This is a genomic window from Streptomyces sp. NPDC036764, assembly GCF_055609385.1.
Genome location: NZ_JBVJPT010000008.1, coordinates 37076 through 57134 on the forward strand (window position 1 = coordinate 37076; position 20059 = coordinate 57134).

The window sequence follows — 20059 nt, forward strand, 5'->3', positions numbered from 1 at the left end:
CATGCTCGGCATTCGCCGACCCCGAGCACGCCGGGTGCCTCGGCCGCTTCCGGAGGTCAGGCCAGGCGGCGGACGCGCTGGTTGGTCAGCTCGTAGCGGGCGCCGACGATGGCCAGTCGGCCGGTGGCGACCTTCGCGGCGAGATCGGGCTCCGCGGCGAGCCGGGCGCGGACGGCACGGACGTTGACGTCGATGGTCGAGTCGACGCGGGCGTCGCCCTCCTTCGTGCGATCTATGTTCGGGGCTATCTGGTCGGCGATGTACTGGATGTGGGCCGGCAGCCGCTCCCCGGACTCGTCCGCCTCGACGGCGGCCTTCACCGCACCGCACGACTGGTGCCCGAGCACCAGCACCAGCGGTATGTCCAGTTCCAGCACTCCGTAGGCGACGCTGCCGAGCACGGCCTCGTCCAGGACCTCGCCGGCCGAGCGCACGGTCATCAGGTCCCCGAGCCCCTGGTCGAAGACCAGCTCCGGCGGTACGCGCGAGTCGATGCAGCCGAGGACGAGGGCGAACGGATGCTGACCCGACGTCAGACTCTGCCGCACCGCGGGCGATTCGTCGGGGTGGCGCTCGCGGAAGGTGCGCCAGCGCAGATTCCCGGCGGCCAGCTCACGCAGGGCCTCGTCGGGCGTGCCCGGCCGGGGACGGGAGGTGGGTGTGGGGGTGGCGGACGCGGGAGCCGCGCCGAGGGCGGCGGTGGCCCCCAGTGCGGCGGCGCCGGTGAGCCCGAACCGCAGGAGTGCGCGGCGGGCGGGAGAGGGAAGGGCGAACCGCTTGTGGGCGGCTGCGGTCGGCTGGGCGCCGACGGAACTATCAGCGTTCACGGGCAGGAACGTACGCTCGAATGACCGGACATCAGTTCGTGTTACTGAATCATGGCCGGGCGCGGGAATCCCATGATCGATTGTTGGCCCGCTCTTGGTGTTCTCCCGCGCCCGCCTTGACCTTCGGTGGCCTACTTGGTGCAGGTGTCGGGATCCAGCTTCTCCTCCACCTTGTCCTCACGGCCGTCGGGCTGGCCGTTGGGCAGGAGCTTGTCGGAGACGCCGTCGATGTAGTAGCCGTACGAGTAGATCGTCTTCCAGCCTGCGTCCCGGCCGCGCCAGGTGTGCGCGGTGACGTCGTCGCCGCCCTTGTTCCACTGGTAGTCCTCGACTTGGAAGACCGGGTTCACGCGCACCACGCGCTGGTACGGCGTCCATGTCACGGCCACCTGGCTGCACGGCGGAACGGTCTTCTCGCTGCGGGTCTCGAAGGAAGAGGTCTTCTCCCAGCCCCACTCGTAGCCGGCGCTGCCGCCGACGCCGCCCGAGAAGATGCTCTTGGCGAGGGAGAGACTGATGGTGCCGCCGACGCTCTTCTTGGCGAACGTCTTGGTGCTGTAGCTGCTGACGAAGGTCTCCTTGTCGTCCTTCGAGCCCCGGTTGCCGATCCACCGGGAGGTGCGGATCGTCTCGCCCTTGGTCGACCAGGTCGAGGCCTCGGCGTAACCGCACCAGCCGCGGAACAGCTCCCACGGCCCGGCGGGCTTCCACAGCCCGAAGACGTCCCGCAGGTACTCGTCCTGCGTCTTGAACTCGCCGGTGTCGACGTTGTAGGCACCGTAGACGCCGGTCAGGCTCGGCTCCTGACCGCAGAGCCGCTCGATCATCAGGTCGGTGTTCCCGGGGTCGACGCCCCGGACGTTCTGGGCTCCGCCGGGCCCGGCCGCCTCGGCGGAACCGGCACCCGCCAGCACGCCGGATATGGCGAGGGCGGCGGAGACGATGTTCAGGGCGCTCTTCTTGAGCGTCGATGTGCGAATGAGTCGCATGGGGGTTGGCTCACTCCGTTGGTCTGTGCACAGGCGGCACCGGGCAGGCGCCTGCCTGTCTGACAGCCAGGAAGATTTCAGAGAACCCGCGAGTAGGGTCTGGATCGCTGAGGATGACAGGACATCGACAGCTCGTACGGCACGGAGGCAGGCACTCCGTCCGTCCGGTCAGACGACCTCAGGGGGCGGAGTCGGCGCCCCCGGCAGGCGTACCGTCGCCACCGTGCCGCCGTCCTGCGCGTGGGAGAGGGTGACCTGGCCGCCGGCCTGCTCGACCGTGCGGGCCACGATGGACAGGCCGAGGCCCGAACCGGGCAGGGCACGCGCGCTCGGGGAGCGCCAGAAGCGGTCGAAGACGTGGGGGAGTTCGTCGGCGGGGATGCCGGGGCCGTGGTCGCGGACGGTCAGGACGCCGTCCACCAGCCGGACCTCGACGCTCCCGCCATCCGGGCTGAACTTCACCGCGTTGTCGAGGATGTTGACGACCGCGCGTTCCAGGGCCGCCGGCTCCGCACGGACGTACCAGGGCCGGAGATCGGAGGTGATCGTCAGCTCCGGGCCGCGGAGCCGGGCCCGGCGCAGGGCCGCCTCGACCGTGTCCTCCAGCGAGATCACCTGGACGCGCTCGCCGCGCTGCGCCTCCGAGCGGGACAGTTCCTGCAAGTCGCCGATCAGGGCGGCCAGTTCGGTCATCTGCGCCTTGACGGAGGCGAGCAGGGCCTTGCGGTCCGCCTCGGGGATCGGGCGGCCGGTCTCCTCGCTGCGGGTGAGGAGCTCGATGTTGGTGCGCAGGGAGGTGAGGGGGGTGCGCAGTTCGTGGCCGGCGTCCGCGATGAGCTGCTGCTGGAGCTCGCGGGAGCTGGTCAGGGCGGAGGTCATGGAGTTGAAGGAACGGGAGAGGCGGGCCACCTCGTCCTCGGAGTCGTCCTCGACCGGGATGCGGATGTTCAGGTCCTCGGTGCGGGCGACGTGTTCGACGGCCTCGGTGAGCTTGTCGACGGGGCGCAGACCCGCGCGGGCCACGGCGAGCCCGGCGGCACCGGCGCCGACCACTCCGACGCCGGAGACGAGGAGGAGGATCAGGGCGAGGTCGTTGAGGGTGGACTCGGTGCCCTTGAGGGGGACCGCGAGCTGCAGGGCGACCCCCTGCCCGTCGTTCTGGTCCACGCCCAGGTACCGGGTCAGCACGCGTACGGCGTTGCCGTCTTCGTCGGTGCCGTTGCGGAAGTAGACCTCGTTGGCGTTCCCAGCCTTGATCACGTCCTGGTCGGAGCCGGTGACCTTGACCGTGCCCGGGGAGGTCTGGTCGACGCAGGGGTCGCCCTTCTCCTTGATCGCCTGGACGTAGTCGTTGCGGCCCGGGAACGCCTGGGTGTTCTCCAGCGGGCTCTGGGTGCAGCTCTGGAGGAGCGAGGCGACCGTGCCGGGCCTGCGTGCCATGTCCTTCAGGTCGGCGTTGAGCTGCTCGTACAGCTTCCCCTGCACAATGAACCAGCAGGTCACCGACACCGCCGCCACCGCGAACGCCACCGCCGCCGCCACCAGCAGCGCCAGCCGGGACCGGATCGGCAGGGAGCGGAACCGGCGCAGTACCTTCCTCACTCCGCCCCGCCCTGTCGCAGCACATACCCCACGCCCCGAACCGTGTGCACGAGCCGCGGCTCGCCGGCCGCCTCGGTCTTGCGGCGCAGGTACATGACGTACACGTCCAACGAGTTCGACGTCGGTTCGAAGTCGAAGCCCCACACGGCCTTGAGGATCTGCTCACGCGTCAGCACCTGGCGCGGATGCGCCATGAACATCTCCAGCAACGTGAACTCGGTACGGGTCAGCTCAACCGGCCGCCCGCCCCGCGTGACCTCCCGCGTCGCGAGGTCCATACGCAGGTCGGCGAAGGTCAGCGCCTCGTCCTCGGCGGCCGCGTCCGCCCCGGCCGCCGCCGCGTACGAGCTGCGTCGCAGCAGCGCGCGGACCCGGGCGAACAGCTCGTCCAGTTCGAACGGCTTGACCAGGTAGTCGTCGGCCCCGGCGTCCAGCCCGGTGACGCGGTCGCCGACCGTGTCACGGGCCGTCAGCATCAGGATCGGCGTGGTGTCACCGGCGCCGCGGATGCGGCGGGCGGCGGTCAGGCCGTCCATGCGGGGCATCTGGATGTCGAGGACCACGAGGTCGGGCCGGTAGGCGGTCGCCTTCTCCAGGGCGTCCGCGCCGTCGACCGCGACCTCGGTGTCGTACCCCTCGAAGGCGAGGCTGCGCTGAAGTGCTTCGCGCACCGCCGGCTCGTCGTCGACGATCAGGATGCGCTGGGGGTCACGGTCGCCATCGGCGGGGCTCATGGGCTCGGGATCCTCGGGTGGGGTGGGAAAGGGGCTGGGACGGAGGAGGGCTGAGCGGGCTCGAACGGCTTCAGCCTCGCACGTTCTCAGCCTCGTACGGTACGGCGACGGCCACGGGCCGCGGCGGTCCGGCGACCCGCGCGCGGGCGGGCGGTCGCCAGCTCCGGCGCCCGGGAAGGAGCCGTCGGCGCGTGCAGGGCGCCGGCGACCTCCAGGGCCAGAGCGATGTCGGCGGCGCCGGCGGGCGTGCCGGCCGCGGTGTGCTCGACCTGCGTGATCATGAGCTGCTCCTTCGCGTTGCGTGGGGCTCAGTTCTGCGAACCCGACCGCAGCTTCGCCAGGTCGGCCTTGACGGTGTTGATCGGGATCGCGAAGCCGAGGCCCACGCTGCCCGCGTTGGACGAACCCGAGCCGGCGGCCGAGTACATCGCCGAGTTGATGCCGATGATGTTGCCGTTCATGTCGATCAGCGCGCCGCCGGAGTTGCCGGGGTTCAGGGACGCGTCGGTCTGGAGCGCCTTGTACGTCGTCGTGGACGAGCCGGTGTCGCCGTTGAACTGCTGACCGCCGAACTCGAACGGCCAGCCGCCGCCCTGCTGCTGTTGCTGCTGGCCCTCGTCCGTGGAGACGGTCACGTCACGGTCGAGCGCGGAGACGATGCCGCTGGTGACGGTGCCGGTCAGGCCCTCGGGGGAGCCGATCGCCACGACCTCGTCACCGACCTGGACCCCGTCGGAGTTGCCGAGGGTGGCCGTCGGCAGCCCGGAGGCGTTCCGGAGCTTGATCAGCGCCAGGTCCTTGCCGCTGTCGGTGCCGACGACGTCGGCGGTGTACTGCTTGCCGTCGCTGGTCGTCACCTTGACCGTGGAGGCGCCGGAGACGACGTGGTTGTTGGTGATGATCTCGCCGTCGCCGGTGATGATCACGCCGGAGCCGGTGGAGGAACCGGCGTTGGACTGTGCGTTGATCTCGACGATGCTCGGGCTGACCGCCTTGGCGACCCCGGAGACCGTGCCCCTCTGGCTGGAGGGGACGACGTTGGTGCTGGTGGAGCTGGAGGCGGCGACGGTGTCGTTGCCGGTCAGCTCCTGGATGCCCAAGGCCGTGCCGCCGCCGATCGCCGCGGCGACGATGGCCACGGCGGCGAGGAGGGCGACGGGTCCGCGAGGCCGACGCCGCGACTTCGGCGGCTGGGCGACGGGCTCGGCGAGGAGGGTGGTGTGCGCCGACGGCTGGTGCGCCGGCGGGGGCGGCCACTCCGGGTTCACGGGGGAGGAGGCCTGCTGCTGGTACGGGTTCTCGTACTCGCCGCTGCGGCGGAAGCTCTCGGTCATGGAAATGAGCATGTCGCCCGACCATGAGAGCTTCCTGAGCGCCGGCTGAGAAGCCCGGCAGAAGGTCGTATGCCCGATGTAAGGACGCTTCTGGCAGCGGGCCGAGCCTTCTCAGATTGGCTTAAGGGAAGCCCACCCAGGGGCGCGGGGAACTGCGCGAGAAACCACACACGACCGCGAGCCGACCGACAACAGAGCCCCCGAGCTTCTAGGCGCAGCCGCAAGACCGCCGCAAGACCAACCGCGACGGAAACACCTTCAGCCGCTCTCGCCGGGACCCCGCGACCCGCAACCCGTCGTCGAGCACCAGATCCACCGCGGCGCGAGCCATGGCGGACCGGTCCGAGGCGACGGTGGTGAGCGGCGGATCCGCCAGCGCCGCCTCCTTGATGTCGTCGAACCCGGCGACGGCCAGCTCCTCCGGCACGTCGATCCGCAGCTCGCGCGCCGCGCGCAGCACACCGATGGCCTGGTCGTCGGTGGAGCAGAAGATCGCGGGCGGACGCTGGGGCCCGGCGAGGATGTCCAGCGCTATGCGGTACGCGTCGTAGCGGTTGTACGGCGCCTCGAACAGCCGCCCCTCCGTGGGGATCCGCGCCTCCGCCATCGCGCGCCGCCACCCCTCGACGTGGTCGGAGACCGGGTCGCCGACCGCGGGGGTCTCGGCGGTGCCGCCCATACAGGCGACGTACTCGTAGCCGTGCTCCAGCAGATGGCGTACCGCGAGCTGGGCGCCGCCGAGGTCGTCGGTGACGACGGCGACGTCGTCGATTGCCTCGGGCCGCTCGTGGAGCAGGACGACCCGGGCGTCCCAGGCCTCGATCTCCGCGGCGGCCAGGTCGTTCAGCGCGTGGGAGACGAGGATGAGCCCCGAGACGCGCATTCCGAGGAACGCCCGCAGATAGTGGACCTCGCGCTCGCCGACGTAGTCGGAGTTGCCGACGAGAACCATCTTTCCGCGCTCGGCCGCGGCCCACTCGACCGCGTGGGCCATCTCCCCGAAGAAGGGCTGGCGCGCGTCCGGGACGATCAGGCCTATGAGATCCGTGCGCCGCGAGGCCATCGCCTGGGCGACCCGGTCGGGCCGGTAGCCCAGCTCCTTGATCGCGGCGAGAACGCGCTCGCGCGTGGCCGGGGCGACCGGCCGGGGTCCGTTGTTGATGACATAGCTGACGACGGCAGTGGAGGTCCCTGCCAGCCGCGCAACGTCATCGCGAGTCACCTTGGCCACGCGCGGAGTCTACGCGGATGGACCCGCTCTGGGCAGGGCGTGAAGGACCTCCCTTGCCGCCCGCCCGGCGCCTTCTCGGTGCGAAAGGGACGCCGAAGCTGCCCGCCCCGGCGTCCGTCGGCTCTTTCTACGCCTCGGCCCGGACCTCGGTGCCGTCCAGGGCGCCCGCCTCGTCCGCATCCTCCGGCTTTGCCTGGGCGGCCTTGGCCTTCGCTTCCTCGGCGGCCCGGTCGATCTTCTCCGGAGTAACGAATCGATAACCGACGTTCCGGACGGTTCCGATGAGTGACTCGTGCTCGGGCCCGAGCTTGGCGCGCAGTCGTCGTACGTGGACGTCGACCGTCCGGGTGCCGCCGAAGTAGTCGTAGCCCCAGACCTCCTGGAGGAGCTGTGCGCGCGTGAAGACGCGGCCCGGGTGCTGGGCGAGGTACTTCAGGAGCTCGAACTCCTTGAAGGTGAGGTCGAGGACCCGGCCCTTGAGCTTGGCGGAGTAGGTCGCCTCGTCGACCGACAGGTCGCCGTTGCGGATCTCCATGGGGGAGTCGTCGTTGACGATCTGCTGGCGGCCCATGGCGAGCCGCAGCCGGGCCTCGACCTCGGCCGGGCCGGCGGTGTCGAGCAGTACGTCGTCGATGCCCCAGTCGGCGGTGACGGCGGCGAGGCCGCCCTCCGTCACGACGAGGACCAGCGGGCAGCCGGGCCCGGTGGAGCGCAGGAGCTGGCACAGGCTGCGCACCTGGGGCAGGTCACGCCGGCCGTCGACGAGGATGACGTCGGCGCCCGGGGTGTCGACGAGGGCGGGGCCCTCCGCCGGAGCCACGCGCACGTTGTGCAGCAGCAGGCCGAGTGCCGGGAGCACCTCCGTCGACGGCTGGAGGGCATTGGTCAGGAGCAGCAGTGAACTCATACGTCTGGTTCCTCCTCGGTCCCTGCGAGGACGCGTGTGGTACTTCACCTGCTCTGCGATCCCGGTGGCCTCGTACACCGCGGTCACCTGGAGTTTCCCGCTTCGTATACAACGCTTCCGAAAGCACAAAAGGACCCGGGGGCTACGCTGCCCGAGTCCTCTGTCCAGCAGAATAGCCGACATGGGCGCTGGTACGGCAGGTCATGTGGCACGATCGACGGTTCGTCCGAACTCTGAGACGACCAGACGTACACCTTTGCGGACGTTTCTGTACACCGACGACGGGGTGACGATCGATTCCGTATACGACCCGGGAGCAGTCGTATACGACGCCTCACGTCCATCTGCCGGTGACCTGGCGTTCGTCGTCGCCCACGGCTTCACCGGCGACGTGGACCGGCCGCATGTTCGACGGGTGGCGGAGGCGCTCACCCGGCACGGCGCCGTCGTCACCTTCTCCTTCCGCGGCCACGGCGCGTCCGGCGGCCGCTCGACCGTCGGGGACCGCGAGGTGCTCGATCTGGCCGCCGCGGTGCGCTGGGCCCGAGAACTCGGACACACGCGCGTGGCGACCATCGGCTTCTCCATGGGCGGCTCGGTCGTGCTGCGGCACGCGGCGCTGTACGGCCGTACGGGTGTCGGCAGCGCGGAGGTCGGGCCGTCCGGCCGGAGCGGGGCGGGCACGGACGCGGTGGTGTCGGTGAGCGCACCGGCGCGCTGGTACTACCGGGGCACGCCCCGGATGCGCCGGCTGCACTGGATGGTGACCCGGCCCGAGGGACGTCTGGTGGGCCGCTACGGCTTCCGCACCCGGATCCATCACCGGGGCTGGGACCCGGTGCCGATGTCCCCGGTCCAGGCGGCCGCGCACATCGCCCCGACGCCGCTGCTGATCGTCCACGGCGACCTGGACGGCTACTTCCCCCTAGACCACCCCCGCATGCTGGCCGACGCCGCCGGTGACCACGGCGAACTCTGGCTGGAGACCGGCATGGGGCACGCCGAGCACGCGGCCGCCGACGAGCTGCTGGCCCGGATCGGGGACTGGGCCGCCGGCCGGGCGGGCTAGCCTGGTCGCTGCTCACCGCCCCTCGCTTCCCGGCGGTGATCACGTCGATCGATTGAGGAACCAGATGGCAAAGGTCACGGTGCGCTACTGGGCCGCCGCGAAGGCCGCAGCCGGGGTCGCCGAGGAGCCGTACGACGCGGCCACGCTCGCCGAGGCGCTCGACGCGGTGCGCGAGCGACACCCCGGGGAACTGACGCGCGTACTGCAGCGATGCTCGTTCCTCATCGACGGTGACCCCGTGGGCACCCGCGGACATGAGACGGTACGGCTGGCCGACGGCGGCACGGTCGAGGTGCTCCCGCCGTTCGCAGGAGGGTGAGATGACCAACCAGCCGTATGAGGGCGGGGCTCCCTATCAGGGCGCCCGGCACGGGTCCCAGCAGGACCACGAGGGCTACGACCCGTACCAGCGGCAGGCGCCGCAGGGGTGGCCCGCCCAGCAGCAGCCGTACGACGATCAGCAGGCCGCCCAGCAGTACACGCAGCAGTGGCAGGGGCAGACCTGGGAGACCCAGGTGCAGCAGCCCGTGACACCGGCCCCGGCGGAGGACACGGCCTATGTGCCGCCGCAGGGGAGCACGGCGGGTCCGTACGCCGGGTACCAGGGTGTCGCGCAGTACCAGAGCGGGGACCACCAGGGCGCCTACGCGTCCGGCTATCAGACGGGCGGCTGGGACGGCACGCACCAGGCCCACGCCGGGCAGCAGCACGTCCAGGCTCAGGAGCACGCGCCGGCTCATGCGCAGCCGCACGCACAGCCCCAGCCCCAGCCCCAGGCTCCTCAGTCCGACACCGAGGCCGGGCAGGGCGAGGAGGACGGCTACGGTCCCGCGACCCTCGCCGGGAACCCCCGGGTCACCGACGCCCAGCGGGCCCGCCTGGAGGGCCGCTCCCCGATCATCGAGCCGGGGATACAGCCGGCCGGGCTCACGGCCCTGCTCGGGCTGCTGCTCGCGGTGGCGGCGGCGATCGGGTCGTACGCCCTGCTCGTCCCCCTGGTCGCGCTTCAGGCGGTGACGGCCGCGGGCTGGTTCCGGCTGAACGGCATGTGGCCCGCCCGGCAGGGCATCGCGCTCGCCTTCGCGGGGGCGGTGACGGCGGACGTCGCGCTGCTCGTCGCCGACCGCGCGCCCGCGGCGATCCTCGGCACGCTCGGCGTCTGGGTGCTGCTGACCCTGGTGCTTCAGCTCCGTTCGCACGCCGACCCGGACGAGCGGATGTACGGCCTGATGGCGACGGTGGCCTCGGCCGCCCTGTCGATCGTCGCGGCGGGATATCTCGCGGCCGAGGCGGACGCGGTGACCGTGGGCGCGGTGGCGGTCGCTGTCGCCGTCGTCGTGCGCGCGCTGCCGTTGCCGACGCCTGCCTCCGTGGCGGTCGCGCTGCTCGCGGGCGCGGGTGGCGGGGCCGTCGTCGGTGCGATGACCGGGGTCGGGTCGGGCGGGGCGCTGCTCGGCGGGGGCGCGGCGCTGTGCGCGCTCATCGGCCACCGCGTGGCCAGTTACGACTACCCGTCGCGCTTCGTCCACTTCACGGCGGGCGTCGCCCTGCCGCTGGCCGCCGCGGCGCCGGCGGTGTACGTCCTGGGCCGGGCGCTGACCTGAGACGCAAGGGCCCGGCCTGTCACAGGTGATCGACAATCTCCCGGCCGGGCCCCGTCCCAGGGTTACCCTCGCGCTGGACGGCCACCCGGTCGTCCAAGACCGTCGTCGTCCGTCACCCACGTGGTCGACGACCGCTGAGGTGGGGGGAACACCACAACATGCGCGCCCTGCGGATACTGCTCATAGTCGTCGTGATCCTGGGCGGCCTGTTCGTGCTGGCCGACCGGCTCGCCGTCGGGTTCGCCGAGGACGAGGTCGCCGCGAAGGTCCAGACCCGCGAGAACCTCGCCGACGCCCCTGACGTGTCCATCAAGGGCTTCCCGTTCCTCACCCAGGTCGCGAGCGGCTCACTGGACGACGTCGAGGTCGGCATGGAGGGCTTCGAGGCCACCGCCGGAGCCGAGGGCAAGTCGATCCGGATCGACGACCTCAAGGCGAACATGAAGGGCGTCGAGTTCTCCGGCGACTACAGCTCCGCCACCGCCGCGACCGCGACCGGCACCGCGTCCGTCAGTTACGCCGAACTGCTGAAGACCGCCAAGTCCGAGCCCACCCAGGTCGCCCCCGGCGTCACCGCCAGCGTCGTCGGTCTCTCGGACGGCGGCAACGGCAAGATCAAGGTCGCCGTCGAGGCCACCGTGCTCGGCACCAAGCTGCCCAACCCGGTCTACGTCCTGAGCTCGGTCACCGCGCAGGGCGACACCGTGCGGGTGAAGGCCGACACCCTGCCGAACTTCGGCGGCGCCGACATCGCCGAGAACCGGGCCCGTGCGATCACCGACTTCGAGCAGAAGATCGACGGTCTGCCCGGCGGCATCCAGCTCGACAGCGTCCAGGCGGCGAAGGACGGCGTCGAGATCACGGTGCGGGGTTCGAACGTCCGCCTCGCCGGGTAGTACGGCGAGCGGCGGTGCACGTGGCGCGTCGGGCCGTGGCGGACGCGCCTCGTCCAATTAGCGAGACGGTGTCGTCCGTACCGTAGATGTGACGCGCGACGCAGACGGCCGGAAGCCATGCGGCGGCAGTTCCGACGGCTTCCAAATCCCATATCCCGGACGATCGTGTCTCAGAATACGACACACCGGTGACACGCCTGCCTGTCGCTCCCTACGATCGAGGCCATGAAGCGACAGGCGGATCTCACGAAGCGGCGGGCAGTAGACCTCTGCCGCGTTGCCGCCATGCTCTGTCGCCCCTTCTGAGCGGAAGCTCCGACTTCCGCGTTTCCCCCTGCCCTGACCAGGGCACAGGTGCGCCGTCTCGACATGAACCCGCGCACCCCCTCGCACTCGCACGCCCCGCCGCAACTGCCCCGGAGGAGAAAGAGCATGAGCCGCAGCGACGTCCTCGTCGACGCCGACTGGGTCCAGGAGAACCTGGACAACCCCGGTATCGCGATCGTGGAGGTGGACGAAGACACGTCCGCCTACGAGAAGAACCACATCAAGAACGCGATCCGCATCGACTGGACCAAGGACCTGCAGGACCCGGTCCGCCGCGACTTCATCGACCAGGAGGGCTTCGAGAAGCTCCTGTCGGCGAAGGGCATCGCCAACGACACGCTGGTGATCCTCTACGGCGGCAACAACAACTGGTTCGCGTCCTACGCCTACTGGTACTTCAAGCTCTACGGCCACGAGAACGTCAAGCTTCTCGACGGCGGCCGCAAGAAGTGGGAGCTGGACGCCCGCGAGCTGGTCGAGGAGGTCCCGGAGCGCACCGAGACCACCTACCAGGCCAAGCCGCAGAACACCGCCATCCGCGCCTTCCGCGACGACGTCGTGGCGGCCATCGGTTCGCAGAACCTGGTCGACGTCCGTTCGCCCGACGAGTTCTCCGGCAAGCTGCTCGCCCCGGCGCACCTGCCGCAGGAGCAGTCGCAGCGTCCGGGCCACGTCCCGTCCGCCCGCAACATCCCGTGGTCGAAGAACGCCAACGACGACGGCACCTTCAAGTCGGACGACGAGCTCAAGGAGCTCTACGCCGAGGAGCAGGTCGACCTGGCGAAGGACACCATCGCCTACTGCCGTATCGGTGAGCGCTCCGCGCTGACCTGGTTCGTGCTGCACGAGCTGCTCGGCGTGGAGAACGTCAAGAACTACGACGGCTCCTGGACCGAGTACGGCTCCCTCGTCGGCGTCCCGATCGAGCTCGGCGCCAACAAGTAACCCACCCCTCGCAGGCAAACCCGACCGGCCTTCCTTCCGGTCAGACCCCAATCTGGAGAAAGACATGTGTGGAGCGAAGGCCGGCGGCCCCGACGCCTCGACGATCAAGCCCGGTGAGACCACCATCCAGGGTCAGGTGACCAAGGACGGCGAGCCCGTCGTCGGCTACGTCCGACTGCTGGACTCGACCGGCGAGTTCACCGCGGAGGTCCCCACCTCCGCCACGGGCCAGTTCCGCTTCTACGCGGCGGAGGGCACCTGGACCGTCCGCGCCCTGGTCCCCGGCGCCACCGCCGACCGCACGGTCGTCGCGCAGCAGGGTGGCCTCGCGGAGGTCGCGATCGCGGTCTGACGCGACTCGGTTCCTGAAAGGGCCGCATCCCTTGGGTTGGACGCCGGGGATGCGGCCCTTCGGCATGCCCGCGGCCTGTCGGTTCCGGGCCTACCCTGGACGTATGTACGCACGGCGACGTCATCTCTACTTCGCCATGATGGGGACGTGCATCGCCCTCTTCGTCCTGGCGTGGGGTGTCGTGCGCCTGTGGTCGATTCCGGTGGCCGTGGGCATGTGCGTGGTCGCCATGGTCATCCCGCCGCTCGCCGCGATGGTCGCCAACCGGCGGGGGCCGGAGGACCGCTGGTGGGACGACCCCTCCGGCGACCCGAAGTCCGACGAGTGGTGGGACGAACTGGACGGCAAGAAGCGGCCCCACCCGTAGAGGTCGTCAGAGGTCGTCTCAGTAGACGAGCGCCTGCGTCTCGTCCGCCATCGCCTCCTGCACGAACACCTGCGCGCCCGCGATGCGTACGCCCTCGATGACGTCCTTCTCCGTGATGTCCCGGCGGGCCGCGCACTGGGTGCACAGGGTGAGCCGGCCGGCCGCGAGGACGGAGTCGATGAGGTCGGGGAGCGGGGCCGCGTGCGGCAGTTCGAACTCGGCGGCCCGGCCCGGGAGGGCGAACCAGGCGGACTCGCCGGTCAGCCACACGGAGACGTCCACGCCGGAGGCCACGGCCACCGCCGCGACCGTGAACGCCTGTGAGCAGCGTTCGGGGGCGTCGGCCCCCGCCGTCACCTTGATCACCAGCTTGTTGGCCATGGCCGAATCGTAATCAACGCCGTTGCAACCCCGGACGTTACCCGTCGGTCTCCTGTGCGCAGCGCATACGGAATGCGCGCTTCACGTTCTGTGGGGGACGTCTTGGATGTACCCGAAGAAGTAGGAGAGGCAGGAGGAGCGGCTGACGCACCGGTTGTGCCGGTTGCGACGGCTGCCGCGGCCGCAACCGGCGGCGCGGCGGATCCCGGTCCGGCCGAGGAGCCCGCCGCTCCCCGGCCCCGCCGGCGCGGGCGTACGGCGCTGCTGCTCGCCGCGTCCGTCGTGCTCGGGCTCGTCGGCGGGACCAGTGCCGGTTACCTCGTGCAGGCCGACCGCGAGCCGACGAAGCTGCCGCCCCTGTCCCAGCCCGTGGTCAAGCAGGCCAAGGGCGAGGCCGAGCCGCTGTCGGCCGCCGAGGACCGGCGGCTGAGGACCGACGGCGACCTGCGCAAGCTGCTGCTCCAGCGCCCCAAGGGCGCGCGGGACACCGTGTTCGAGACCGGCACGGACGGCTGGATGGACCTCGCCGAGTTCGCGGACACCTATGAGGATCCGGACGAGGTCTTCGGCAACCTCATCAGCGACGAGTTCCGCCGCGGTGCCGTGGCGAGCTGGCGGACGGGCAGCACCTCCAGCGTCGAGATCCACCTGGTGCAGTTCCGCCAGGAGCAGACCCTGGCCGCCGCCGCCCACGCCGACGACGGCCACTACTGGGCCGAGGACGAGCCCGACACCCGTAGCTGGGCCATCCCCGGCACGGGCGACGGCTTGGCGTACGTGCACGGCAGCCCCGAGCAGGAGGCCGGCTTCCTCCCGGTGTACTCGGCCGAGGCGCACGCCTGGCGCGGTGACATCGCGATGGACATCTGGGTCTTCGACACCAAGCCGATCTCCAAGGAGAAGATCATGGACCTCGCCAAGCGCCAGGTGGGACGGCTGTGAACGAGACACCTGAGAGCCCCGAGGCCGTGCAGAGCCCGGAGGCCGTGCAGAGCCCGGAGGCCGTGCAGAGCCCGGAGGCCGTGCAGAGCCCCGAGGTCGTCCAGGCCCCCGAGGTCGTCGAGGCCGTCCTGGCCCCCGAGGCCGTCCGGGCCCCGGAGAGCCTTGAGGGCTCGCCGACCCCCGCCCGCCGGCGCCCGCGCGGCGCGCGTATCGCCGCCGTCGCCGGGACCGTCCTGCTGCTCGGCGCCGTCGTCGCCGGTGCCGGGTACACCGTCGTGACCGTCCAGGACGCCGACCGGGACCCGGGCCTGCCGACGTGGAAGTTCCCCAAGTCGGCCGCGGCCGACGACAAGGCGGACGGCAAGGCCGACGAGGCGGCCTCCGGGCTGCGCGGGCTGCTGCTGCCGTACGACGAGAAGGGCTACACCCGGGGCCCCGACCTCGGAGAGTTCGGTTCCGACGCCGAGCTCAGCGGCCGTCAGGCCTCCGCCCTGCGCGACGAGTCCCTCAAGGACCTGCCCCGCGCCGATCGCCGCCGGATGCAGAAGGAGTTCGACAAGAAGCCCATCAAGGGCATGGTCATGCGCAGCTACTACAACGCGGACGGCCAGGCGATCTACCAGAAGAAGGCCTTCTTCGTCAGCGTCGTACTGGCCCGCATGGAGAGCCGTGACGCCGCCAAGGACGTCGCGACGTCCCAGAACGAGTTCGTCTCCGACCTGCACATCTTCCGCAAGGGCCCGAAGGTGCGCGGACACAGGAACGCCGAGTGCTTCCTGACGCCCAAGGGCCTCGACGAGAAGCTCGACCGGGTGTACTGCACGGCCTACTCGGGAGACGTGCTGATCAGCGTGACGGCGTCCGGCGTCAGGCCGGTCGACACGAACAGCATCGGGATGTTCGTCACCGAGCAGCTCGACCGCATCGACGACCCGGGGAAGGCCGTATGACCGAGCAGCAGCCCATCGCGACGGCGCCCACGGCCGACGTACCGCCGATGCCGCCCGCCCCGCCCGTGATCGACGCCGTACCGCCCGTGCAGAAGGACCGCCGTGTCCTGCGCGCGGTCCTGCGCTGGACCGCGGCCGTCGCCGTGCTCGCCGCCGTCGGCGCCTCCACGGCGTACGGCATCACGCGGATGGAGCGCACCGACGTTCCCGGTCTGGCGACCGAGACGGACGGCCGCTGGACCTACCCGGAGATCACCAAGCCGCCGCTGCCCGCCGGCCGTCCCGCCCCGTTCGCCGAGGCCAACGCGGCCTCCGCCCACTACGCCGACCTGCGCGCGCTGCTGCTGCCGTCGCCCGTGGGAGCCAAGGCCGACAAGGCGCTCGCCGGACGCGGCGGCTGGCTGGCGACGAAGGACTTCCTGTCGGCGTACGCGTCGAAGGAGGACCGGGACAGCCTCGGCCAGGTGCTCAAGGACCACGGCCTGCGGCACGTCGCCGCTCGCGGCTGGACCACCCCGGACGGCACCCATACCCGGATCTACCTGCTCCAGTTCGACTCGGGACAGGTCGCGGACGTGCTCCAGCAGGACCACCTGACCAGCTACGACTCGCCCAACCACGCCCTGCGCGGTGCCGCCGAGGTGCACACGGACGAGGAGTTCCCCAGCGAGGCAGTGGTCATGAACGTGCGGCACTACTCCTACACCGAGGCCAAGCCGTACGGCGCCGAGCAGGTCCGGCAGGCCTACCTGGTGTCGGGAGACGTCGTGGGCCTGGTGGTGCACTCCCGAAAGGGCGGCGCGGCGGCCGTGCCGTTCCAGCAGACGGTGATCCTGCAGAGCCAGCTTCTGGACTGACCCCGCGAGGGCGTACCTCACAAGGAGGGCCGGTCCCCGGCCGCGTAAGCTGGGGCCCGGCCCTTTACGTACCGCACAACCTCCGCTCAATCGAGGAGCACCCCGTGGAGATCTTCTTCGAAGCCCTGCTGGCACTGGTCTGCGTCGGCGTCCTCGCCTTCGCCGGACTGACCGTGAAGAAGCTGTACCAGGGCCAGCGCTGACCCACGTCTAGGAAACGCCGCTCATGATCGAGATTCCGTCCGACCTCCACAAGGACCTCGTCCCGCTCGCCTTCCTGCTCGGCAACTGGGCCGGCGCGGGCGTGCACGACTTCCCGGGCTCCGAGAAGTGCAACTTCGGGCAGGAGGTCGCCTTCACGCACGACGGCCGTGACTTCCTGGAGTACCAGTCCCACACCTGGGTCCTGGACAACGACGGGAACAAGGTCCGTCCCCTGGAGTCCGAGCACGGCTTCTGGCGCATCGACGCCGACCGCAAGGTCGAGGTGACGATGGTCCGCGACGACGGCGTCGTCGAGATCTGGTACGGCGAGATGGCCGCGAAGAAGCCCCAGATCGACCTGGTCACGGACGCCGTGGCCCGCACGGCCGCCTCCGGCCCCTACACCGGCGGCAAGCGCCTGTACGGCTACGTCAAGAGCGACCTGATGTGGGTCGGCGAGAAGCAGACCCCCGAGGTCGAGCTGCGCCCCTACATGTCGGCCCACCTGAAGAAGGTCGTCACCCCGGAGGACGTCGAGCGCTGGGCCAAGGCCCTCCCGGACGACATGCCGGACGACGGCATCGCCTTCTTCAAGTAGGCGGCCGACTTCAAAGAGGCATCCGACCGAGTGGCTCTAGACTTTCCGGTGTGGTGAGCACCGACTGGAAGAGCGACCTCAGGCAGCGCGGCTACCGGCTGACGCCTCAGCGTCAGCTTGTCCTGGAAGCCGTGGACACCCTTGAGCATGCGACCCCCGACGACATCCTCGTGGAAGTGAGGAAGACGGCGTCGGGGGTCAACATTTCCACCGTGTACCGGACCCTGGAGCTCCTGGAGGAGCTCGGGCTGGTCAGCCACGCCCACCTCGGGCACGGCGCGCCGACGTACCACCTGGCGGACCGCCACCACCACATCCACCTGGTCTGCCGCGACTGCACGAACGTGATCGAGGCCGATGTCTCGGTGGCCGCCGAGTTCACGGCCAAGCTGCGTCGCGAGTTCGGCTTCGACACCGACATGAAGCACTTCGCGATCTTCGGCCGGTGCAAGGACTGCGCGCGCAAGGGCGCGACCGGCAAGAGTTCAACTACCGAGTCGTAGGGTTGTCCCCATGAAGAGCCCCCTGCTGACCCTTCCCGGCGCCGTGCCCGCCGAGGGCGTGGACGAAGGCGTCGCCGCCCACTACGGCGATCTGTTCCGCGAGCAGCGCGCCCTCGCCGACGGCACCGGCTTCGTCGACCTGTCGCACCGCGGAGTCGTCGCCGTCACCGGTGACGACCGGCTGAGCTGGCTGCATCTGCTGCTCACCCAGCACGTCAGCGAGCTGCCCACGGGCGAGGCCACCGAGGCGCTGATCCTCTCCGCGCACGGCCACGTCGAGCACGCGCTGTATCTCGTCGACGACGGCACCACCGTCTGGGCCCATGTCGAGCCAGGCACCCAGCAGGCGCTGATCGCGTACCTGGAGTCGATGAAGTTCTTCTACCAGGTCGAAGTCGCCGACCGTACGGATGACTTCGCGGTCGTGCACCTGCCCGCCGGATCCATCGCCGAGGTGCCCGAGGGCGTCGTCGTACGCGAGACGGCGTACGGCCGCGACCTGTTCCTGCCGCGGGCCGACCTGGAGTCCTACGCCGAGAAGGCGGGCCCGGCGGCCGGCATCCTCGCCTACGAGGCCCTGCGCGTCGAGCACCACCGCCCGCGCCTCGGCTTCGAGACCGACCACCGCACGATCCCGCACGAGCTGGGCTGGATCGGTACGGCGGTGCATCTGCAGAAGGGCTGCTACCGCGGCCAGGAGACGGTCGCCCGCGTCCAGAACCTCGGCAAGCCCCCGCGCCGCCTGGTCTTCCTGCACCTGGACGGCAGCGAGGTCCACCTGCCGGCCCACGGCACCGAGATCCACCTCGCGGACGAGGGCCCCGACGGCCGTAAGGTCGGCTTCATCACGACGTCCGTACGGCACCACGAGCTCGGCCCGGTCGCACTGGCGCTGGTGAAGCGGAACGTGGCCGTGGACGCGCCGTTGATGGCGGGGGAGACGGCGGCGGCCCAGGAGGTCGTGGTCGAGCCGTAGGCCGGGCTCTCGGGTCCGTCTCCCTGGCTCTCGGGGCCGTCTCCCGGGCCCTCACATCTCCAGCAGCACGGTGAACGGGCCGTCGTTCGTCAGGGACACCCGCATCTTGGCGCCGAACCGGCCCGTCGCCACCGTCGCGCCCAGGGCGCGCAGTTGGGCGACGACCTCGTCGACGAGGGGCTCGGCGACATCGCCCGGGGCAGCGGCGTTCCAGGTGGGCCGGCGGCCCTTGCGGGCGTCGCCGTACAGGGTGAACTGGCTGATGACGAGGAGCGGGGCGTCGATGTCGCTGCACGACTTCTCGTCGTCGAGCATGCGGATCGACCAGAGCTTGCGGGCGAGTTGGGCCGCCTTCTCCTTGGTGTCCTCGTGCGTGACCCCGACGAGCACGCACAGCCCCTCGCCGGTGATCTCCCCGACCGTCTCGCCGTCCACGACGACACTCGCGCCGTCCACCCTCTGCACCACAGCTCGCATGGCGCCATCATGCCGTCTGCACGGACGTGCCTCATAAGGGGCTTCTTTTTTGCTCCTTAACCCCCCATCTGGGGCTGTTCGTGGGCACTCGGTCACATTGCGGCCAGTTGTGATGGCACCATGCTCCTCACAGCCGGTCGAGGGGACGGTAGAGGCACATGAGCACACCGAGTACCGAGCAACCGCCGGGGGCTGTCGTGTTGACCCACGCGGCCCAACTGGACGGCCTGCGGCCGCCCACACAGCGCACCGCCGACGATCCGGGCCCCGGCCCGCACGCACGGCTGCCCGTGGAGCCGCCCGAGCACGACCTGACCTTGCTCAGTCTGCCCGAACTGCGCGCCCTGCGGCGGGACGCCCAGCGCGACGAGGCGGACCTGAGTTATGTACGGCGCTTGCTGCAGGGGCGGATCGACATCCTGCGGGCGGAGCTGGCGCGGCGCTCCCCGGCGGGCGCGGCGTCCGTCGTGGACCGCCTCCCGGAGATCCTCACCGACGCCCCGGCCCGCCAACGCTCCTCCGCCCGCCATGTGACGCTGGGCACTCCGCAGAGCGAGGAGTACCGGCGGCTGGCCGCCGAGATGCTGGCCGAGGTGGAGCTGTCGGACCTCCAGGCACGCACGGACGCCGAACTGAGCTCCGCGATGGGGCGCCTCGTGCGCTACGAGCAGCAGGTGTCGGGCCGCCGCCAGCGCTTGCAGCGGACGGCGGACGAGTCCGGCGGGGAGATCACCCGCCGGTACCGGGAGGGCGAGGCACAGGTGGACGATCTGCTGATGTAGCCGGGGCGGGCCGATGGCCGTGGAGAGCCATCCACAGGCTGTGGAGGATTCGCCGGATCGAGTGGGTGGGGTGTCGGCGGTCGACGGCCGGCGGTCGGCGGTCGGCGGTCGGCAGGAGTTGACCGCCGGGTCGGCCGGTCGCCGAGGCGCCGGGTTCCCGGAGTCTCGGGTCGGCCGTTGGCCTGCTTGCTCGCCGGGGCGCTGG

25 protein-coding genes are annotated in these 20059 nt (G+C 70.7%); 15 read left to right on the plus strand and 10 right to left on the minus strand.

The window, feature by feature from the left end; translation table 11 throughout:
• Nucleotides 1-56 precede the first annotated feature (56 nt).
• From ACZ69Q_RS26970 to ACZ69Q_RS27005, 8 genes are all read right to left on the minus strand, one after another.
• Nucleotides 57-827 (minus strand): carbonic anhydrase, encoded by a 771-nt coding sequence (locus ACZ69Q_RS26970; RefSeq protein WP_471046439.1) that lies wholly within the window; start codon nucleotides 825-827, stop codon nucleotides 57-59.
• 131 nt (nucleotides 828-958) lie between these two features.
• Entirely contained in the window at nucleotides 959-1816 is an 858-nt protein-coding gene (locus ACZ69Q_RS26975) for a hypothetical protein (protein WP_471046440.1), read from the minus strand.
• A gap of 168 nt (nucleotides 1817-1984) precedes the next feature.
• Nucleotides 1985-3418 (minus strand): sensor histidine kinase, encoded by a 1434-nt coding sequence (locus ACZ69Q_RS26980; RefSeq protein ID WP_471046442.1) that lies wholly within the window; start codon nucleotides 3416-3418, stop codon nucleotides 1985-1987.
• Nucleotides 3415-4152 carry a response regulator transcription factor gene (locus tag ACZ69Q_RS26985; protein WP_471046444.1) on the minus strand — a complete coding sequence of 246 codons (738 nt, stop codon included), beginning with the start codon at nucleotides 4150-4152 and terminating at the stop codon, nucleotides 3415-3417. Before ACZ69Q_RS26985 ends, ACZ69Q_RS26980 begins: the two co-directional genes overlap by 4 nt.
• A gap of 86 nt (nucleotides 4153-4238) precedes the next feature.
• Complete coding sequence (locus tag ACZ69Q_RS26990; protein WP_471046446.1) at nucleotides 4239-4433, minus strand: hypothetical protein; 195 nt, start codon at nucleotides 4431-4433, stop codon at nucleotides 4239-4241.
• A 27-nt stretch (nucleotides 4434-4460) separates the two neighbouring features.
• Complete coding sequence (locus tag ACZ69Q_RS26995; protein WP_471046448.1) at nucleotides 4461-5486, minus strand: S1C family serine protease; 1026 nt, start codon at nucleotides 5484-5486, stop codon at nucleotides 4461-4463.
• Between the two features lie 208 nt (nucleotides 5487-5694).
• A complete protein-coding gene (locus ACZ69Q_RS27000; protein WP_471046450.1) occupies nucleotides 5695-6717 on the minus strand; it encodes a LacI family DNA-binding transcriptional regulator in 1023 nt (340 codons plus the stop codon).
• 127 nt (nucleotides 6718-6844) lie between these two features.
• Nucleotides 6845-7624: a winged helix-turn-helix transcriptional regulator gene (locus tag ACZ69Q_RS27005; protein WP_471046452.1), complete on the minus strand. Its 780-nt coding sequence runs from the start codon at nucleotides 7622-7624 to the stop codon at nucleotides 6845-6847.
• 181 nt (nucleotides 7625-7805) lie between these two features.
• Between ACZ69Q_RS27005 and ACZ69Q_RS27010 the strand changes: the two genes are divergently transcribed.
• The 8 genes from ACZ69Q_RS27010 to ACZ69Q_RS27045 all read left to right on the plus strand — a co-directional run bounded on the left by ACZ69Q_RS27010 (nucleotide 7806) and on the right by ACZ69Q_RS27045 (nucleotide 13184).
• Nucleotides 7806-8693, plus strand: coding sequence for an alpha/beta hydrolase (locus ACZ69Q_RS27010; protein WP_471046454.1), 888 nt, complete (start codon nucleotides 7806-7808; stop codon nucleotides 8691-8693).
• 64 nt (nucleotides 8694-8757) lie between these two features.
• Nucleotides 8758-9012, plus strand: a complete 255-nt coding sequence (locus ACZ69Q_RS27015) for a MoaD/ThiS family protein (protein WP_471046456.1) — start codon at nucleotides 8758-8760, stop codon at nucleotides 9010-9012.
• A 1-nt stretch (nucleotide 9013) separates the two neighbouring features.
• Complete coding sequence (locus ACZ69Q_RS27020; RefSeq protein WP_471046458.1) at nucleotides 9014-10297, plus strand: hypothetical protein; 1284 nt, start codon at nucleotides 9014-9016, stop codon at nucleotides 10295-10297.
• 158 nt (nucleotides 10298-10455) lie between these two features.
• A complete protein-coding gene (locus ACZ69Q_RS27025) occupies nucleotides 10456-11193 on the plus strand; it encodes an LmeA family phospholipid-binding protein (protein ID WP_471046459.1) in 738 nt (245 codons plus the stop codon).
• Nucleotides 11194-11418: 225 nt separating this feature from the next.
• Nucleotides 11419-11499, plus strand: a complete 81-nt coding sequence (locus ACZ69Q_RS27030; protein WP_350751515.1) for an Ms5788A family Cys-rich leader peptide — start codon at nucleotides 11419-11421, stop codon at nucleotides 11497-11499.
• A gap of 126 nt (nucleotides 11500-11625) precedes the next feature.
• Complete coding sequence (locus tag ACZ69Q_RS27035; protein ID WP_471046460.1) at nucleotides 11626-12465, plus strand: sulfurtransferase; 840 nt, start codon at nucleotides 11626-11628, stop codon at nucleotides 12463-12465.
• Between the two features lie 64 nt (nucleotides 12466-12529).
• Nucleotides 12530-12817, plus strand: coding sequence for a DUF1416 domain-containing protein (locus tag ACZ69Q_RS27040; protein ID WP_003991226.1), 288 nt, complete (start codon nucleotides 12530-12532; stop codon nucleotides 12815-12817).
• A 103-nt stretch (nucleotides 12818-12920) separates the two neighbouring features.
• Nucleotides 12921-13184, plus strand: a complete 264-nt coding sequence (locus ACZ69Q_RS27045) for a DUF3099 domain-containing protein (protein ID WP_030957146.1) — start codon at nucleotides 12921-12923, stop codon at nucleotides 13182-13184.
• Between the two features lie 18 nt (nucleotides 13185-13202).
• On the opposite strand, the gene ACZ69Q_RS27050 is transcribed toward ACZ69Q_RS27045, so the two are convergent.
• Nucleotides 13203-13565, minus strand: coding sequence for a DsrE family protein (locus ACZ69Q_RS27050; RefSeq protein ID WP_471046462.1), 363 nt, complete (start codon nucleotides 13563-13565; stop codon nucleotides 13203-13205).
• Nucleotides 13566-13721: 156 nt separating this feature from the next.
• Here ACZ69Q_RS27050 and ACZ69Q_RS27055 point away from each other — a divergent pair, with 156 nt between their 5' ends.
• The 6 genes from ACZ69Q_RS27055 to ygfZ all read left to right on the plus strand — a co-directional run bounded on the left by ACZ69Q_RS27055 (nucleotide 13722) and on the right by ygfZ (nucleotide 18595).
• Nucleotides 13722-14507, plus strand: a complete 786-nt coding sequence (locus ACZ69Q_RS27055; protein WP_471046464.1) for a hypothetical protein — start codon at nucleotides 13722-13724, stop codon at nucleotides 14505-14507.
• On the plus strand, nucleotides 14504-15457 hold the full coding sequence (locus tag ACZ69Q_RS27060) for a hypothetical protein (RefSeq protein ID WP_471046466.1): 954 nt from the start codon (nucleotides 14504-14506) through the stop codon (nucleotides 15455-15457). The genes ACZ69Q_RS27055 and ACZ69Q_RS27060 overlap by 4 nt, the downstream gene beginning before the upstream one ends.
• Nucleotides 15454-16314 carry a hypothetical protein gene (locus tag ACZ69Q_RS27065; RefSeq protein ID WP_471046467.1) on the plus strand — a complete coding sequence of 287 codons (861 nt, stop codon included), beginning with the start codon at nucleotides 15454-15456 and terminating at the stop codon, nucleotides 16312-16314. Before ACZ69Q_RS27060 ends, ACZ69Q_RS27065 begins: the two co-directional genes overlap by 4 nt.
• A 226-nt stretch (nucleotides 16315-16540) precedes the next feature.
• The gene (locus ACZ69Q_RS27070) at nucleotides 16541-17116 is read left to right on the plus strand and encodes a heme-binding beta-barrel domain-containing protein (RefSeq protein WP_471046468.1); all 576 of its coding nucleotides are present in this window, start codon (nucleotides 16541-16543) and stop codon (nucleotides 17114-17116) included.
• A gap of 50 nt (nucleotides 17117-17166) precedes the next feature.
• The gene (locus tag ACZ69Q_RS27075) at nucleotides 17167-17619 is read left to right on the plus strand and encodes a Fur family transcriptional regulator (protein ID WP_471046470.1); all 453 of its coding nucleotides are present in this window, start codon (nucleotides 17167-17169) and stop codon (nucleotides 17617-17619) included.
• Between the two features lie 10 nt (nucleotides 17620-17629).
• Nucleotides 17630-18595 carry a CAF17-like 4Fe-4S cluster assembly/insertion protein YgfZ gene (gene ygfZ, locus ACZ69Q_RS27080; protein WP_471046471.1) on the plus strand — a complete coding sequence of 322 codons (966 nt, stop codon included), beginning with the start codon at nucleotides 17630-17632 and terminating at the stop codon, nucleotides 18593-18595.
• Nucleotides 18596-18646: 51 nt separating this feature from the next.
• Here ygfZ and dtd read toward each other — a convergent pair whose 3' ends face one another.
• The gene (gene dtd / locus ACZ69Q_RS27085) at nucleotides 18647-19072 is read right to left on the minus strand and encodes a D-aminoacyl-tRNA deacylase (protein WP_471046473.1); all 426 of its coding nucleotides are present in this window, start codon (nucleotides 19070-19072) and stop codon (nucleotides 18647-18649) included.
• A gap of 158 nt (nucleotides 19073-19230) precedes the next feature.
• Between dtd and ACZ69Q_RS27090 the strand changes: the two genes are divergently transcribed.
• Nucleotides 19231-19854, plus strand: coding sequence for an RsiG family protein (locus ACZ69Q_RS27090; RefSeq protein WP_471046475.1), 624 nt, complete (start codon nucleotides 19231-19233; stop codon nucleotides 19852-19854).
• The last annotated feature ends 205 nt before the right edge of the window (nucleotides 19855-20059 follow it).